Genomic DNA, 16251 nt, shown 5'->3' with positions numbered 1-16251 from the left:
ACCGAGGGAGCGGCAACCGTGCCCCAGCAGCAGAAGACCTTCCGTGCCATCGAAGTCGGCGACGGCACCGACGGGAGCTGGGCCGCTCATACGCAGTCCATGTGGCCGCTCGCCGAGGGCTGGATGACCGAGGAGAGCCGGACCCCCGAAGGAGCGACCAGAGCCCGGAAGCTGTTCGAGACCCATATGCCGGAACTGGTCCCGGTGCTCGACCGGCTCGCCGGCCAACTCGACCGGCCCGGAGGCGAAACCTTCCTCACCCTCACGGCCCTGCGGCCGTTCTTCGCGGGCTGCTCCCAGACCGGCGGCGACGGCACGCTGCTGCGGAACTACGACTTCGACCCCGACGACTGCGAAGGCACCATCGTCTCCTCCCACTTCCTCCGGCCCGTGATCGGCATGCAGGACGCCGGATGGGGCCTGCTGGACGGAATGAACGACGCGGGCCTCGCCGTCTCGCTCACCTTCGGCGGACGGTTCGTCCACGGCCCCGGCTTCGCCATCCTCGTCGTACTGCGCTATCTGCTGGAGACCTGCGAGACGGTCGACGAGGCGGTCGACAAGCTGCGCCCGATACCGATCGGCATCCCCCAGAACGTCACCCTCGTCGACGCCGAGCGTGCCGTGACCGTCTTCGTCGGCCCCGACATCCCGCTGACCGAGGCACCGGACGCCTGTGCCACCAACCACCAGCACCTGCCGGTCCCCGACGAGCAGGAACAGTTCACCCGGACCCAGGAGCGCCTGGCCGCCGTCCGGACGGCGGGCGTGGATGTCCCCGCGATGCTGAAGCCCCCGCTGTACCAGTCCGCGTACGACAAGGGCATGGGCACCGTCTACACCGCCGCCTACCGCCCCTCGGAGGGGCGCGTGACCTACCACTGGCCCGCCGAGAGCTGGGAACACTCCTTCGCGGCCTTCACCCCTGGCACGCGCACGGTGACGATCGGCGAGACGGCCTGAGGCCCTCCTGGGCGGGCCGCGGAGCTTGCCGCATTACATCGACAGATGTCAACATAGACGCATGTCGAATTCGAGCGGTGTGGATCTGAGGGACCGGAGGGACCCGGCGGATCGACTGGCCCCGGCGGCCGGAACGGTGCTGCCGGTTCTGGACGAGCCCGCGGCCCCGTGCTGCCCGCCGCTGACCGAGCGGCCCCTGACCGCCGGGGAGGCCGAGCGCACCGCGGCGATGTTCAAGGCGCTCGGCGACCCGGTCCGGCTGCGACTCTTCTCACTGGTCGCCTCGCACGAGGGCGGCGAGGCCTGCGTGTGCGACATCTCCGACGTCGGCGTCTCCCAGCCGACCGTCTCCCACCACCTGAAAAAGCTCAAGGCGGCCGGCCTCCTCACCTCCGAGCGCCGCGGCACCTGGGTCTACTACCGCGTCGAGCCGGGCGTACTGGCCGCGATGGGGCAGCTGCTCACCGCGCGGTAGCCCCGATCCCCGATCTGCTGATCAACGAGCCCGCTGCCGCCCTACCCGTCCACGGACGGGAACGAGTGGTGCTCATGGGTCACGACCCACCGGCCCGCTTCCTTGCGCAGGCCGAGGGTGAGGCGGAGGCGGGTCTCGGGGTGGGCGGAGAGTTCGTCGGGGGTGCCGCAGCGGAGCAGGGCGTGGGCGTGGGCGACGTCCGCGCCCGCCGTGATGTCGAGGGAGACGATGTCGAAACAGGCGCCTTTGGCCTGCCACTCGAAGAAGGGCGGCCAGGTGGCGCGGTAGTCCTCGATGCCGCGGACGCCGTTCTGCGGCGGCGGCACGTCGAACATCACGATGTCGTCCGCATGGTCGGCCACGACGGTGTCCAGGTCCCCGGCGTGTACGGCCGCGGCCCACCGCTCGATCAGTTCCCGGATCCGCTCCTCGTCTTCCTTCACGACAGGACCTCCTCCTTCTTCTTCTCCTTCGCGGCCTTCACTCTTAGGACTCCACCGCACGCCGGAAGTCGTCGCCACCCGAGTTCTTGACCGCCCGCAAGAACACGGAGGTGCTCACGGACGCGTGAACCGGGCTCGGGTGAGGTACGAGTGGCAAGGGGCACCTGGCACGTGACGAGTGAGAAATGGACAGGGGTAGTCCGCCAGGTGACCGGTACGCAAGGATGGGGTTATGAACGCGGCCCATCGCGCCATGGCTCTCCTGGAGAGCTGGCCGAACCTGGTAAGTGGCCCGCCCAAGTGCACTGTTGGGCATGCCTTCGCTTCGTCGGGACACGAGATCGTCCATTTCCACTCCGACGATTCCGCCGATCTCTACCTCACCCGCACAGCGATCGAACGCCTGCTCCCCCAGCTCCTCCACAGCAGCGCCATCCGCGTGCGTCCCGGTGCCGCCTGGATCACCGTCCTCCTCGACTGCGACGCGGACGTCCAGCTCCTGCTGGGCCTCGTGAGCGTCGCACTGAAGGAGCACGGTGCGGTGCGGCCCCGGCGCCCGTCACCGCCGTGCGACTGGGAACGGCCGGCGGCCCGGCCGACGATCCCCCGTCCGCGACCGGGAGCGGCACGGCGCGTGGTGGACCGGCTCATGCCGCACGGCCACTGACGCCGACCGGGCGCCCCGCCGCCCACTTCTCCTCGATCCGCCCGACCTTCCACACCACCAGGGCGATCACCCAGGTGAGGACGAACAGCCCCACGATCACGAACCCGACGGCATTCAGATCGAGCCCGCCGACCCAGTCCCAGAACATCCCGCGCAAGCCGAACTCCTCGGCGAGCAGGCCGAGAAGCTCGGCGGTGCCGATGAGGAGGGCGACGGCGACGGACAGGCCGGTGATGACAAGGTTGTAGTAGACCTTCCGTACGGGCTGGGAGAAGGCCCATCCGTACGCGAAGTTCATGAACGACCCGTCGATCGTGTCGAGCAGCGACATCCCGGCCGCGAACAGCACGGGCAGGCACAGGATCGCGTACCAGGGCAGCCCGGACGCGGCCCCCGACCCGGCGAGCACCAGCAGCGCGACCTCCGTAGCGGTCTCGAAGCCGAGCCCGAAGAGCAGGCCCAGCGGATACATGTGCCACGGCTTGGTGACCGACTTCGTGACGCGGCCCAGGAGCCGGTTCATGAAGCCGCGGTTGTTCAGGTGCTCCTCCAGCGCGGCCTCGTCGAAGTGGCCGTGCCGCATCCGCCGGAAGACCTTCCAGATCCCGGCGAGGACAAGGAGGTTGATCGCGGCGATGACGTACAGGAAGGTCCCTGACACGGTCGTGCCGATCAGCTCCGTGGTGCTGTTCAGTGCGGAGCCGTCGTCCGCGACGGGCCCGGCGAGCGCCTTGACGCCCAGCGACAGCAGGAACGCCAGCCCGAACACGACGCTGGAGTGCCCGAGCGAGAACCAGAAGCCGACCGACAGCGGCCGCTGCCTCTCGCCCATCAGCTTCCGGGTCGTGTTGTCGATGGCGGCGATGTGGTCCGCGTCGAAGGCGTGCCGCAGGCCCAGGGTGTACGCGGTCACGCCGATCCCGATCCCGAAGGACCTCGTCCCGACGCTGTAGTGCTCGGGGGTCACGAGGACGACGAGCGTGAACCAGCCGACGACGTGCAGCGCGACGATGACAGCGGCCATGCCGCCGACCCGGCCCCACTCTCTCCGGCTCATCCGGCTCATCGATCCACGTACACGCTGCCAAGGAGAACCATTGGACATGAAAGCACCCTCATGCCAACAGCCCGCACCTGCAACTTTGTCGCAGTAAAGCTCAGTCCAGATCTTGGTCTAGGACGGTGTCGGCGCCGCCGCCCTCACCACCGCCACCACCGCGCCCCGGTCCAGGCGCTGGTACAGCCACTGCGCATCGGTGCGGCGCAGCCCGATCCAGCCCGTCGTGCTGTCGTAGTGGCCGGGCGCCTTCTGGTCGACGGTGAGGGCGACGATGTAGTTCGTACGGTTCTGGGAGCTGCGGAGCTGGATCACCCACGGGGTCTTCGCCTCGTACCGTCCCGAGCCGGCCTTGTCGCCCGAGTCGGCGGGCAGCGCCCTCACCTTGTACTTGGCGGTGACCGTCATACGGCCCGTCGGGGTGGGCGCCTCGGCCGTGCCCGAGGAGATGGGCAGGATGCGGCCCGCGAAGGTCAGTTCGCGCCGGGAGAGGTCGACCGTGGCGGCCGCGCGCCCGCGAAAGGCGAGCCCTGGATCGGCGCGCGGCGGCTTGGACGCGCTGTACGTCGCGGCGGGCGGAGTGGAGTGGCCGTGATCCTCGCCGGTGAAGGCCATGGTCAGAACCAGGGACACGGCCGCCAGGCCACTCGCCCCGACCGCCGCCAGCGAGACATGACGGCGCCGTCGGCGGCGTACCGCGCGGCGGCGGATCTCCGCGCCGTGGACGGGTGCGGCGATCTCGTGGGCGGCGACCTCGTGGGCGCGGGTCAACTCGTGGAGCGCGGCGGCCAGTTCGGAGCGGTCGGCCCCGGCGCGCTCGCTGGGCGCGGGCTCGCGGGGCAGGGACCCGGGCGTGGCGGACAAGGAACCAGACGTGCCGGGCAAGGAACGAGGCGTGCCGGGCAAGGCCCCGGGTATGGCGGGCCCGGACCCGGGTGTGGGTTCATCGGACACAGTCGTCCTCCCTCTCACCCAGTTCGTCGTCCGCGCTCAACCACCGCGCCAGCGCGGCCCGGCCACGGGACAGGCGGGCCTTGACTGTGCCCACGGGCGCACCGGTCTCGGAGGCTACCTGCTCAACACTCAGGTCGCACAGATGGTGCAGAACGACAGCCCTGCGCTGTGTCTCGGGCAGCGTGCGCAGCCCCTCGACGAGCGCGGTGCGCTCCGGACCCGGTCCGGGCGTGTGCTCCGGCGGCGGATTGCGGCGCACGAGTTCCAGCCAACGCCGCGCCCGCCGCCAGCGGCTCACCGCGAGCCGCATCGCCACGGTGCGGATCCACGCCTCGGGAGCCCCGTCGGCCAGGAACTCGCGCCGCCGGTCCCAGGCGCGTACGAACGCCTCCTGGACGACGTCCTGCGCCTCACCGTGGTCCCCGGTGAAGGCGTAGAGCTGCCCGGTCAGCCGCGGGAACGCGGCAGCGTAGAACGCGTCGAACTCTTCCTCGGTCATGCCCCCCGCCGAAGTCCGCGGAAGCCCGTGCCACCCGGGTGCCTCCGCCATGCGTACTGGTCCTGTACGTCGCGTACATCGAAGCACAAGACCGTGGGCCACCCATGAGGACGGGGTTCAGAGGTACGGCGTTCAAAGTGCTGGCCCGTACGTGCCGATGCGGGACGCTCAGCGCTTCTCGTACGGGTTCGATGGCTGCTTCACGTGTCGCACCGAGGTGGCGTCGAGGACCGGGCGGGCCTCGTTCGAGCCGGGTTTGCCTGTGGGGTGCCAGGTGCCGGTGACGGTCACCCAGGTGTCGGCGGCGGGGGCTTCGGCGCCGCGGATCCGGACCTTCAGGGCCTGGGCGTCGGCGGCGCAGCAGGAGACGAGCAGACGGGCGACGTACCAGGTGCCGTTGCCTTTGCCCTCGCCGTCGCTGTCCCGCGTCACGAAACCGGTGAGCCGGAGGGTTCGCCCCTTCATGGACGCGCCGCTGTCCCACTGGGCGCGGGACGCGAACGCGCCCAGGGTGAGGTCGACGGGGTCCTCGGCCGGGCCGGGCGGGAGCCCGGGGAAGGTGCCGACGCCCTGTGCCGCGGCCTTCGCCTCCTCGCGGTCGGCGCTGTACGAGCCCAGGGCGGGGGGAGGGAAGAGGAGGAGGGCGAGGGCGGGCGCCGCGAGGAGCCAGGCGATGCGGGGGCCTCGGGTGTGATCGTGGCCGTGATCATCGGAGTCTTCGTGTTCAGTGTCCTTGCGTTCGGCGTCCTTGCGTTCGGCGTCCTTGTGTTCGGCGTCCTCACGCCTGGCCATGCTCAGCAGCCCGAGCACGACCAGCAGTACTCCCGAGGTGATCAGATACGGCCGCAACCCCTCCTTCACGTACCGCAGATACAGCTCGCTGAAGAGCGAGATCCTCAGGAGCGCCGCCCCGCAGAGGAGCAGCAGCACCTCCTGCATGCGCAGACGCAGACGCGGTCGCACGGGCTGCCTCACAGGAGCCACCACCCCGTCAGCACACTGCTCGCCACGGCCACCACCCAGGTCACGGACGAGAACCGTACGGCGAAGGCACGGCCGAAGGTTCCCGCCTGGAGAGCGAAGAGTTTCAGGTCCACCATCGGCCCGACCACCATGAAGGCGAGCCGCGCGGTGGGGGAGAAGCCCGTCAGCGAGGCCGCGACAAAGGCGTCGGCCTCGGAGCAGACGCACAGCACGACGGCGAGTACGGCGAGCAGCAGCACCGACATCCAGGGCGACCCGGTGAAGACGTCGAGCACGGACCTGGGGACGAGGATGTTGAACGTCGCCGCGGCGGCCGCGCCCAGCACGAGAAAGCCGCCGGCGTGCAGAAAGTCGTGCTGGAGTCCGTCCCGGAACCCGCGCCACCCTCTCGGGGAGCCCCTCTTGCCGCCCGTACGCCGCCGGGGCAGCCACTCCTCCTTCCCGAACCGGACCCATAGCCACCCCATCACCACGGCGGTGGCGAGCGAGGCGACGAGCCGGGCGCCGACCATGGCCGGGTTTCCTGGAAAGGCGATGGAGGTGGCGACGAGTACGACGGGATTGATGGCGGGTGCGGACAACAGAAAAGCCAGCGCGGCCGCCGGCGTGACGCCGCGCCGCATCAGGCTGTCGGCCACGGGCACGGACGCGCACTCGCACCCCGGCAGCACGACCCCTGCCGCCCCCGCCACCGGGACGGCGAGCGCCGGCCGGCGGGGCAGTACGCGGCTGAAGACCCGCTCCGGTACGAACGCCCCGATGGCCGCCGACACCACCGTTCCCAGCAGCAGGAAGGGGATGCCCTGCACCGCGACCGCCGTGAACACGGTCCACCACGCGGCCATCGCGGGCGTCGCGACGTCGATCGCGAGCATCGGGCCCAGGACGGAGGCGACGGTGGTGATCGTGATCAGGGCGATGCCGCCGACCACGACGTACACCGACGCGCGGGCGACCCATCGCGCCCCGTCGGCCAGACTTTCTCGGTTCTCCACGCGCTGCAGGCTAACCGGCGGGTGAGGGCCACGGCGGTTTTTCGCCCCCGCCGCCCCTACCCGTCCCATCCTTCTGGGGCTCCGCCCCAGACCCCGCTTCCGGGGGCCAGCCCCTGGACCCCCGTATCGGCCTGACGGCCTCGTCCTCAAACGCCGGACGGGCTGATGACTGCTGGCCCGGGCTACGGATGCAACCCGCACCCCTCACAACGGCGGATGCGCCGGCGCCGGCCCCAGCGTCGTGGTTCCCGGAGTCGTCCGATGCCCCAGCCCCGTGCGGTACGCGTCCAACGCCGCCTCCACCCGCCCCGTCCGCCGCAGCAAGTCGCCCAGCATGCGGCACAGGTCGGCCAGATCTCCCGCCGCCCCGGCCCGCTCCAGCAGACTCATCGCCCGGACGTAGTGCTCCTCAGCCGTCTCCGTGTCCCGCGCGTCCTCGGCGATGATCCCGAGCAGCCGGTGAGCCGCCGCCGAGTGGACGGCACCCCGCTCCGAACTCAGATCCCCGAGCACGTCATGGAGCAGCCCCGAGGCCTCCTCCGACTTCCCCCGCCGGTGCAGAACGTCCGCGAGCTCCACCACGACCTGACTGGTGTAGAGCGTCGCCCGCTTGTCGGCCAGGATCGCCTGGGCCTCGCGCAACTCGTTCTCGGCCCGCTCCAGTTCGCCGTTCTGGGCGTACAAATAACCGCGCATCCAGTGGCAGTTGGCCAGCTCCGTACTGATCTGAAGCTGCCGGTACAGCTCCGCCGCCTTCCCCAGGGACGCGTCCGCCTCCGTGACCCGCCCCTCGGCCAGCAGCGTCCGGGCGACGGACCGGTGCATACGGGCCACCAGCGCCGGATCCTGCACCTGCGGAGCCAGCGCGAGGGCGAACTCCGCGGCCTGGGCGGCCCGCGCGTGCGCCCCCATGTCCATGTACGGCCCGATCACGCTTGCGTAGAGAAGCACCAGAGCGCTCGGATCGTGCAGCCCGGTCCGGTTGAGTTCGTCGAGGGCGGACTCCAACAGGTAGCAGGCGTAACGGAGTTCGCCGGCCAGATAATGAGCGACCGCCCGTCCCCTCAGGGCGGGTACCCGACTCGGCAAGGGCTTGTCCGCGAGCCGCTTCTCCGCCTCCTCGAACCGCAACCGCCCGGCCACCAGGTCCCCGGACTCCAGGGCGCATTCGCCCAGCCCCAGCAGCGCGGTCGCACACTCGTCGTCGAGTCCGTGCGCCTCCGCCTCCGCCAGCAGCGCGGCGTACTGCCCGGCCGCCGTCTCCGCCCCGCCCGTCGCGAGCGTGCGCTGCGCGTCCGTGAGCCGCAGCCGCAGATCCGTGGCGAGGTGGGCGGGCCGCCCGGTGGCCAGCTCCTCGTACGCCACACCGAGCCGCGCGGCGATGTGCCGCAACGCCTCCTCCGACGGCCGTACGCGCCCCGCCTCGAGCGTGGAGACGTACGCGGGGGTGTACGCGCCTTCCGCCAACTGTTTCTGCGTCAGCCCGCGTTCCGTACGCAACTGCTGCACCCTGCGCCCGATGATCCCCGGGTCGTCACGCTCGGCCATGGCCCCAGCATGCCAGCAAGTCGACCTATTCCGTGCCCTATCCAACTTCCTTTGACGACAGGGCAGTTCACACCTGGAAGAAACCTTCCACGTGCCGCCACCCCCCTTGCCCCGGCGCGCGAGACGCCCTACGTTAAGCGGCGCGTTAAACCCACGATTACGCACACTTAATACGACGCTGACGATGCGAGGTGTCGCCGTGTTCCGACGTATTTCCGCGCGCTACCTCTCGCCCCGCCACCTCACGGCCCGCCACCTCTCTCGCCACCTCACGGCCCGCCACCTCACGGCCCGCTACGTCACGGCCCTGTGCGCCGCGGTCATCGCCTGCGCGGCACTGATCAGCGCGGGGGCGGCAGGACCGCAGCCCTGACGGTCGTGAACGAGGGCGAGTGGGCGAATGTCCGCCGACACGATCGGCGGCAATCGGGTGGCACTCGCACCGATGAGTTTCCGAGCGCCATGGTGTCTCCAGGGGGAGGGGATGGGACGGCCACGTCCCCCGGTCCACCGAAAGAGAGAGTGGTGCGCGATGAAGCTGACCCTGACGGAGTTCCTGACGCTGGACGGCGTCTCCCAGGGCCCCGGCTCCCCCGACGAGGACACCAGCGACGGGTTCACCCGGGGAGGCTGGTTCGTGCCGCACCTGGACGAGGAGTTCGAGCGGCTGGCCGCCACCTGGCTCGGCGAGGCGGACGCGTTCCTGTTCGGCCGCCGTACCTACGTGAACTTCGCTCGGGACTGGCCGAAGATCACCGACCCGGACAACCCGTTCGCCGGCATCCTGAACGGCCTGCCGAAGTACGTGGCCTCCCACAGCCTGACCAAGGCGGACTGGAACCCGACCACGATCCTGTCCCAGGACGTCCCCGCCCAGGTCGCCGAACTGAAGCGACAGCCCGGCCGGGAGCTGCAGATCCACGGCAGCGCCCAGCTGGCCCAGTCGCTCCTGGCCGCCGGTCTGATCGACACGTTGCGCCTGGTGATCGCCCCGGTGGTCGTGGGCCACGGCCGGCGCCTGTTCCCGGACGGCGGCGCCCCGGCGGGCCTGCGGCTCCTGAGCAACGAGACGACGCCGGGCGGACTGGCGGTGCACATCTACGAGTCGGCGGGCCTGCCGGAGTACGGGACGTACGGGGCCGAAGCGTAGGCCTCGTACCGCCGTACGGGCCTGAAGGCCGATGACGTCTGGTTCTCCAGTCCGATGCCGGAAGCGGCTCCAAGAGTCATGGTGGGAATAACTGTGGATCACCGTCTCGCGAAGGAGTCCCGCCATGTCGTACCCGGAGCCGCGCTATCTCGGTGACAAGGGCGAGATCAACGCGGTGTTCAGGTCCGCCGACACCGAACCGGACGTCGTCTCCGCCTCCGGCGCCACGCACTACCTCGCCGGCCACGCCTCCACCGGCGGCGAGTTCGGCCTCTACAAGGTCGACATGGGCCCGAAGGCTCCCGGCGCCCGCACGCACTTCCACCGAACGATCTCCGAGTCCTTCTACGTCCTGTCGGGCGAGGTGCAGCTGTACGACGGCGAGCGCTGGATCACCGGCCGACAGGGCGACTTCCTGTACGTACCCGTCGGCGGCCTGCACGCCTTCAAGAACGACACCGACGAACCGCTGTCCATGCTGATGCTCTTCTCACCGGGCGCCCCGCGCGAGGAGTACTTCGAGCGGATCGCGGAGTTCGCCCAACGCGACCGCGAGGACCTCAAGGCCTTCCAGATCCGCCACGACAGCTACTTCCTCGACATGATGGACGCCCCCGGAGAGTGACGCCCGCTCCGGCCCCCGATCCCGCAACCACCCCGTACGCTGCGACCCGTGACCTCTTCCGCCGCCCGCACCGCGCTGGACCTCACCGCCGACCTCCCGCTCCCCGCGCTGGAGGACTTCTACCGGGATCTGCACCGCCACCCGGAGCTGTCCAAGAGCGAGTACCGCACGGCCGCGAAGCTCGCCGAGGGCCTGCACGCGGCCGGGTACGAGACGGCCGAGGGCGTCGGCGGCACCGGTGTGGTCGGTGTGCTGCGCAACGGCGAGGGGCCGGCCGTACTGCTGCGCGGCGACATGGACGCGTTGCCGGTCGCCGAGGAGACCGGGCTGCCGTACGCCTCCGAGACGCCCGGCGTCATGCACGCCTGCGGTCACGACCTGCACGTCACCTGGCTGACCGGCGCGGCCTCCGCGCTGGCCGCCGGCCGCGACAGCTGGTCCGGCACGCTGCTCGTCGTGGGCCAGCCCGCCGAGGAGACCGGCGAGGGCGCGGCCGCGATGGTCAACGACGGGCTGTACGAGCGTTTCCCGCGCCCGGACGTCCTGCTCGCCCAGCACGCGGCGCCCGGCCCGACCGGTCTGTACGCCCACTCGCCGGGGCTGATCATGTCCGCCTCGACGGACGTCGACATCGTCGTGCACGGGGTGGGCGGTCACGGGTCCCGGCCGGAGGCAACGGTCGACCCGGTGGTGACGGCCGCGTACATCGTGACGCGTCTGCAGACCGTCGTCTCACGGGAGTTGGCGGCCCGCGAGCCCGCCGTGCTCACGGTCGGGAAGATCGAGGCGGGCACCCGGCACAACATCATCCCGTCCGAGGCGCACATCGCCCTCAACCTCCGTACGCAGTCCGCAGACGTACGCGACCGGATGCTCGCCGCGATCCGCCGTATCGCCGCGGGCGAGTGCACGGCGGCGGGCTGCCCCCGCGAGCCCACGGTCACCGTGGGCAGCAGCTTCCCGGTCACCGTGAACGACATGGACACCGACCGCCGCGTCGCCGCCGTCCACGGCGAGGTCTTCGGCGCGGGCGCGGTCCTCGACTTCGGCCCGGTGATGGGCAGCGAGGACTTCCCCCTCCTCGCCGAGGGCGGCCTCCCGTACTCGTACTGGTTCGTGACGAGCACCCCCGCCGAGGTATGGGACGCGGCCGCCGGCGGCGACCTGATGCAGCAACTCGCGGCGGTGCCCAGCAACCACAGCCCACAGTTCGCCCCCGACTTGGCAACGGTGGGGCCGGGGGTGCGGACGCTGGTCTCAGGTGCGCTGGAGATGCTGTCGGTGCGGTGAGCCCTGTGTGACCTTCCCGTGTTCCGTGTGCACCCACTAACTTGCCTTCTGTACAGGGATGTTCGCGAGTGCAGTACGTGACGGGGGTTGCGTGATGGCGGGTTATCGGCCGACGGACTGGCATGTCCTGGATCTGGAGAAGGATCCGACGCCGGGGGATCCGGACCGGGTGCGGTCGTTGGCGAAGAGCCTGCATGACTTCGCCGACGACGTGCAGGACGCGCTGCGGCTGGTGAAGGGGATGGCGGAGGAGGAGGCCGTCCTGACGTGGGTGGGCAAGACCGCCGAGGTCTTCCAGGACGAGTTCTCCGGCGTTCCGAAGAACCTGAAGAAGCTCAAGAAGTCCTACGACCTCGCCGGTGACGCTTTGGCGGCGTACTGGCCCAAGCTGGAGCGCGCCCAGGCCCTCGCCGACAAGGCCCTCGCCAAGGGCCGCGAGGCGCAGGCCGATCTGTCCTCCGCCAAGTCCCGTCTCTCCACGGCCGATTCCTGGGTGAGCCGAGCGACCAAGGAAGCCGACAAGTACAAGGAGGACAAGGACGCGGGCAAGGACGTCCCGAAGCCGGACGAGGACAAGGTCCGCGCCGCGACGAGGGACGCGCAGAACGCGGAGTCCGCTCAGACCTCCGCGCAGTCCGACGTCAACTCGGCCCAAAGTGCCCTGGACGCGGCGAAGAAGATGGCCGCCGACGCCCGCCAGATGCGCGAGGACGCCGCCGGCGAGGCGAAACGCAAACTCGACGAAGCCTCCGACGCCGGTATCCAGAACCGCAAGTGGTACGAGGAGGTCGGGGACTGGGTCTCCGACAACTGGGACACCATCGTCGCGGTCTGCAAGGTCGTCGTCGCCGTCCTGGGCGTCATCGCGATGATCATCGGCGGGCCGATCCTCGGCGCCATCGTCCTCATCGCCGCGCTCGTCGTCCTCGCCGACACCCTCAACAAATACGCCAAGGGACAAGCCTCGCTATGGGATGTGGCGTTCGCTGCCCTTGACTGCATCCCGGGCATGAAGGGCCTGACCAGCCTCGGCGGCCTCGCCAAGGGGCTGAAGGCGCTCGGCAAGACCGGGCTCAAGGGCATGGCCAAGGCGGCCAAGGGCGGCATGAACAAGCTCCGTCAGCAGGCGCAGAAGATGGCCGAGCGGCGGTGCAAGAGCGACCCGATCGATGTGGTGACCGGCGAGATGGTCGCCTCGGCCGTGGACGTGGAACTCGCCGGTGCGCTGCCTCTGGTCATCGAGCGGCACCACGTCTCGTCGTTCCGTGGCGGGCGGTGGTTCGGACCGTCGTGGAGCTCCGTACTGGATCAGCGGCTTCTTCTCGACGCCGACGGCATTCGGCTGATCACCGAGGACGGGATGGTGCTGCACTACCCCGTCCCCGAGCCGGGCCTTCCGGTGATGCCCGTGATGGGTCCGCGCTGGCCGCTGGAGTGGTCCGGCGCACCGGACGGCTCCATGACGGTGCTCCGTCCGGAAACCGGTGAGACGCTCCGTTTCCGGTCGCTGCCCGAGCGGCCGGCGGCCGAGCTGCCTCTGGCCGCGATCACCGACCGCAACGACAACGCGATCACGTTCGAGTACCACCCGGACGGAACACCGCGCGCGGTCGTGCACGAAGGCGGTTACCGCGTCGGAGTCGAGGTGACGAACGGCCGCGTCACGGCTCTGCGGCTGGTGAGCGACCCCGCGGAGCCGGTGGTGGTGCGGTACGGATACGACAGCCGCGGCAACCTCTCCGAGATCTACAACTCCTCCGGACAGCCGCTGCGGCTCTCGTACGACGACCACCACCGCATCGTCGCGTGGCAGGACCGCAAGGGGACGCACTACCAGTACGTGTACGACTCGGCGGGCCGCTGTGTGCGGACCGTCGGATCCGAGGGCTTCCACAACGGAACCTTCGAATACGACACCGCGGGCGGCACGACGATCCACACCGACTCGCTCGGCCACACCACGGCCTACCGGTACAACGGCGACTTCCGGATCACCAGCGAGACCGACGCCCTCGGCCATGTCACCACGACCGAGTGGGACGCCTTCGACCGCATGCTGTCGCAGACCGACGCCCTGGGCCGCACGACCGGCTACGCGTACGACGCGGACGGCAACCTCAGCGCGGTGATCCGCCCCGACGGCCTGCGGATCAGCGCGGAGTACAACGAACTACGCCTTCCCGTACGGATCACCGAGGCCGACGAGGGCCAATGGCGGTTCGGCTACGACGGGAAGGGCAACCTGCTGTCCGTCACGGACCCGTCCGGCGCCGTCACCAGGCGCGTCTACGACAGCGCCGGACGGGCGACCGCCGCCACGGACGCCCTCGGGCACACGCGCCGCTATGAGCACGACTCCCTCGGCCGGCCGACGGTGGCCCTCGACGCTCTCGGCGCCACCACCCGGTTCACCTACAACGCCTTCGGACGACTCGCTTCGGTCACCGACTCGACCACCGGTGTCACCCGGTTCGGCTGGACGCCGGAAGGGCAGATGGCGTGGCGCACCACTCCCAGCGGCGCGACCGAGCGATGGGCCCATGACGCCGAGGGCAACGAGACGGAACACCGGGACGCGGCCGGCGCAGTCACCCGGTTCGAGTACACGCACTTCGACCTGCTCGCGGCCTGTACGCGTCCCGACGGCACCCGAGTCGAGTTCGGTCATGACACAGAGCTGCGGCTGACCAGTGTGACCGACGCACGGGGGCGCACGTGGCGCTATGAGTACGACGCGGTGGGCAACACCGTGCGGGAGACGGACTTCTCCGGCCGCGTACTCACCTACGTGTACGACGCGGCGAACCAGCTCGCCGCACGCACGAACGCACTGGGACAGACCACCCACTACCTCCGCGACGCGCTCGGCAACATCGTCGAGCAGCGCGACGAGGACGCGGTGGCCAGGTTCGCCTATGACGCGCTCGGCCGGCCGGTCCGGGCGGAGAACCCCGACGCCGTCGTGATCCGCGCCTACGACGCGATGGGCCGGATCACCGAGGAGACCTGCAACGGCCGTACGCTGCACAGCGCTTACGACGCCCTCGGCCGGCGCACCCACCGGCGCACCCCGACCGGCGCACTGAGTACCTGGGAGTACGACGCCAACGACCGGCCGACACTGCTGCGCACCGCGGGTCAGCTGCTGTCGATGGGCTATGACGGGGCCGGCCGGGAGACGGAACTCCGTGTCGGAGCCGCGGTCCTGACTCAGGGCTGGGACGGCGATCACCGCCTGGTCGCACAGGCCCTCACGGGCGTTCCCGAGCAGTCCGCCCTCCGTCGCCAGTACACCTACCGCGCGGACGACCACCCCACCGAGATCGCCGACAACGTGGCGGGCCACCGGCGGCTCGAACTCGATGCCGCCGCCCGCGTCACCGCGGTCCATGCCGAGTCCTGGACCGAGCAGTACGCCTACGACGCGGCCGGCGACCTCACTCACACCACCTGGCCGGCCTCGCCCGCGGCCCGGTCCGACGCCGCTGATGCCGTCGTCGCCGGTGCGGACGCCGCTGATGCGATGGGGGGCCGAAGCTACGGCCCGCTGGGCGTTCGGCAGGCCGGCCGGACCACGTACGAGCACGACGCGCAGGGCAGGATCACCCGGCGCGGCAGCAAGTCGCTGTCGGGCGGATCGCGCACCTGGCGCTATCACTGGAACGACCAGGACCAGCTCCGCGAGGTGATCACTCCGGACGGCCGCCACTGGCGCTACCTCTACGACCCGTTCGGCAGGCGTATCGCGAAGCAGCTGCTCGGCGACGACGGCACAGTGACCGCCCAGACCGACTTCACCTGGGACGGCACCGATCTCGCGGAACAGACGAGTTCCCTCGACGGCCGCGTCGTCAGCTGGGACTGGTCGTCGGAGACCGGCCGACCCGTCGCCCAGACCGAGCGGCAGGTCACGGCCGACACGGCCCAGGATGAGATCGACGCCCGCTTCTACGCCATCGTCACGGACCTCGTCGGCGCCCCCACCGAACTGATCGCCCCGGACGGGCGGACGGGCTGGCGGCTCCGCACGACACTCTGGGGCGTTCCGTCCTCCGCCCCCGCCCCCACGCCCGGCGGTGAGACCGACTGCCCCCTGCGCTTTCCCGGGCAGTACCGCGACGACGAGACCGGACTGCACTACAACTACTTCCGCTACTACGACCCGGCCCTCGGCCGCTACTGCAGTCTGGACCCGCTCGGCCTCGGCGGCGGACCGAACCCGGGCTGGTACACGCCCAACCCCACCGTGTGGATCGACCCCTTCGGGCTTGCCCTGTGCCGCAAGCCGCCCCGTCTGGACGACGGCGACCTGAAGAAGGGCTGGATCCATATCGAGGGCAGGCACATCACGGGGACCAACCCGTCGACGAAGCACGCCGACATGCTCCCGCCCACGACGACCCGTGCCCAGGTGCACGAGGCCGCGGCGAAGATCGTCAAGAAGGGGACCAGGATCTCCGATCCGAGCAAGCGGATTCAGACGTACGAGATGAGAACGAAGGTCAACGGGATGAGGGGCCGCTTCAGCGTTACCGTCGACTCGCACGACTCGAACAACATCATCACGTTCTTCCCCGTGGGAAAGAGTTTCGTTTAATGGA

Annotated in this window: 15 protein-coding genes; 8 read left to right on the top strand and 7 right to left on the bottom strand. The window is 70.2% G+C overall.

Annotated elements, in window-relative coordinates; translation table 11 throughout:
- Positions 1-18 precede the first annotated feature (18 nt).
- Together FE633_RS06660 and FE633_RS06655 are read left to right on the top strand one after the other, a co-directional pair.
- Positions 19-963: a C45 family autoproteolytic acyltransferase/hydrolase gene (locus FE633_RS06660; RefSeq protein ID WP_138044167.1), complete on the top strand. Its 945-nt coding sequence runs from the start codon at positions 19-21 to the stop codon at positions 961-963.
- A 61-nt stretch (positions 964-1024) separates the two neighbouring features.
- Positions 1025-1438: an ArsR/SmtB family transcription factor gene (locus tag FE633_RS06655; protein ID WP_246113467.1), complete on the top strand. Its 414-nt coding sequence runs from the start codon at positions 1025-1027 to the stop codon at positions 1436-1438.
- Positions 1439-1479: 41 nt separating this feature from the next.
- Here FE633_RS06655 and FE633_RS06650 read toward each other — a convergent pair whose 3' ends face one another.
- On the bottom strand, positions 1480-1881 hold the full coding sequence (locus tag FE633_RS06650) for a YybH family protein (protein ID WP_138044166.1): 402 nt from the start codon (positions 1879-1881) through the stop codon (positions 1480-1482).
- Positions 1882-2113: 232 nt separating this feature from the next.
- Between FE633_RS06650 and FE633_RS06645 the strand changes: the two genes are divergently transcribed.
- Positions 2114-2548, top strand: coding sequence for a luciferase domain-containing protein (locus FE633_RS06645; protein WP_171059834.1), 435 nt, complete (start codon positions 2114-2116; stop codon positions 2546-2548).
- Here the strand turns inward: FE633_RS06645 and nicT are convergent.
- The 6 genes from nicT to FE633_RS06615 all read right to left on the bottom strand — a co-directional run bounded on the left by nicT (position 2529) and on the right by FE633_RS06615 (position 8585).
- Positions 2529-3605, bottom strand: coding sequence for a Nickel transporter NicT (gene nicT, locus FE633_RS06640; protein WP_138044165.1), 1077 nt, complete (start codon positions 3603-3605; stop codon positions 2529-2531). The genes FE633_RS06645 and nicT overlap by 20 nt on opposite strands.
- Before the next feature lie 117 nt (positions 3606-3722).
- Positions 3723-4469 (bottom strand): L,D-transpeptidase, encoded by a 747-nt coding sequence (locus FE633_RS06635; RefSeq protein WP_138044164.1) that lies wholly within the window; start codon positions 4467-4469, stop codon positions 3723-3725.
- Between the two features lie 79 nt (positions 4470-4548).
- Positions 4549-5058: a SigE family RNA polymerase sigma factor gene (locus FE633_RS06630; RefSeq protein ID WP_138044163.1), complete on the bottom strand. Its 510-nt coding sequence runs from the start codon at positions 5056-5058 to the stop codon at positions 4549-4551.
- A gap of 168 nt (positions 5059-5226) precedes the next feature.
- Positions 5227-6009 (bottom strand): TIGR03943 family putative permease subunit, encoded by a 783-nt coding sequence (locus FE633_RS06625; protein ID WP_425473157.1) that lies wholly within the window; start codon positions 6007-6009, stop codon positions 5227-5229.
- A gap of 20 nt (positions 6010-6029) precedes the next feature.
- The gene (locus tag FE633_RS06620) at positions 6030-7037 is read right to left on the bottom strand and encodes a permease (RefSeq protein ID WP_246113466.1); all 1008 of its coding nucleotides are present in this window, start codon (positions 7035-7037) and stop codon (positions 6030-6032) included.
- Positions 7038-7241: 204 nt separating this feature from the next.
- Positions 7242-8585 (bottom strand): helix-turn-helix domain-containing protein, encoded by a 1344-nt coding sequence (locus FE633_RS06615; RefSeq protein WP_138044161.1) that lies wholly within the window; start codon positions 8583-8585, stop codon positions 7242-7244.
- 199 nt (positions 8586-8784) lie between these two features.
- Here FE633_RS06615 and FE633_RS47035 point away from each other — a divergent pair, with 199 nt between their 5' ends.
- The 5 genes from FE633_RS47035 (at position 8785) to FE633_RS06595 (ending at position 16247) form a co-directional block, all read left to right on the top strand.
- Positions 8785-8958, top strand: a complete 174-nt coding sequence (locus FE633_RS47035; protein ID WP_171059833.1) for a hypothetical protein — start codon at positions 8785-8787, stop codon at positions 8956-8958.
- Between the two features lie 159 nt (positions 8959-9117).
- A complete protein-coding gene (locus tag FE633_RS06610; protein ID WP_138044160.1) occupies positions 9118-9735 on the top strand; it encodes a dihydrofolate reductase family protein in 618 nt (205 codons plus the stop codon).
- Positions 9736-9859: 124 nt separating this feature from the next.
- A complete protein-coding gene (locus tag FE633_RS06605) occupies positions 9860-10360 on the top strand; it encodes a cupin domain-containing protein (RefSeq protein WP_138044159.1) in 501 nt (166 codons plus the stop codon).
- A 48-nt stretch (positions 10361-10408) separates the two neighbouring features.
- On the top strand, positions 10409-11650 hold the full coding sequence (locus FE633_RS06600) for an amidohydrolase (protein WP_138044158.1): 1242 nt from the start codon (positions 10409-10411) through the stop codon (positions 11648-11650).
- A gap of 94 nt (positions 11651-11744) precedes the next feature.
- Positions 11745-16247 carry an RHS repeat-associated core domain-containing protein gene (locus FE633_RS06595; protein ID WP_138044157.1) on the top strand — a complete coding sequence of 1501 codons (4503 nt, stop codon included), beginning with the start codon at positions 11745-11747 and terminating at the stop codon, positions 16245-16247.
- Positions 16248-16251 lie beyond the last annotated feature (4 nt).

It is taken from the genome of Streptomyces montanus, from assembly GCF_005786655.1.
GTDB lineage: Bacteria > Actinomycetota > Actinomycetes > Streptomycetales > Streptomycetaceae > Streptomyces > Streptomyces sporangiiformans.
This window is presented reverse-complemented; position numbering and strand designations above follow the sequence as displayed.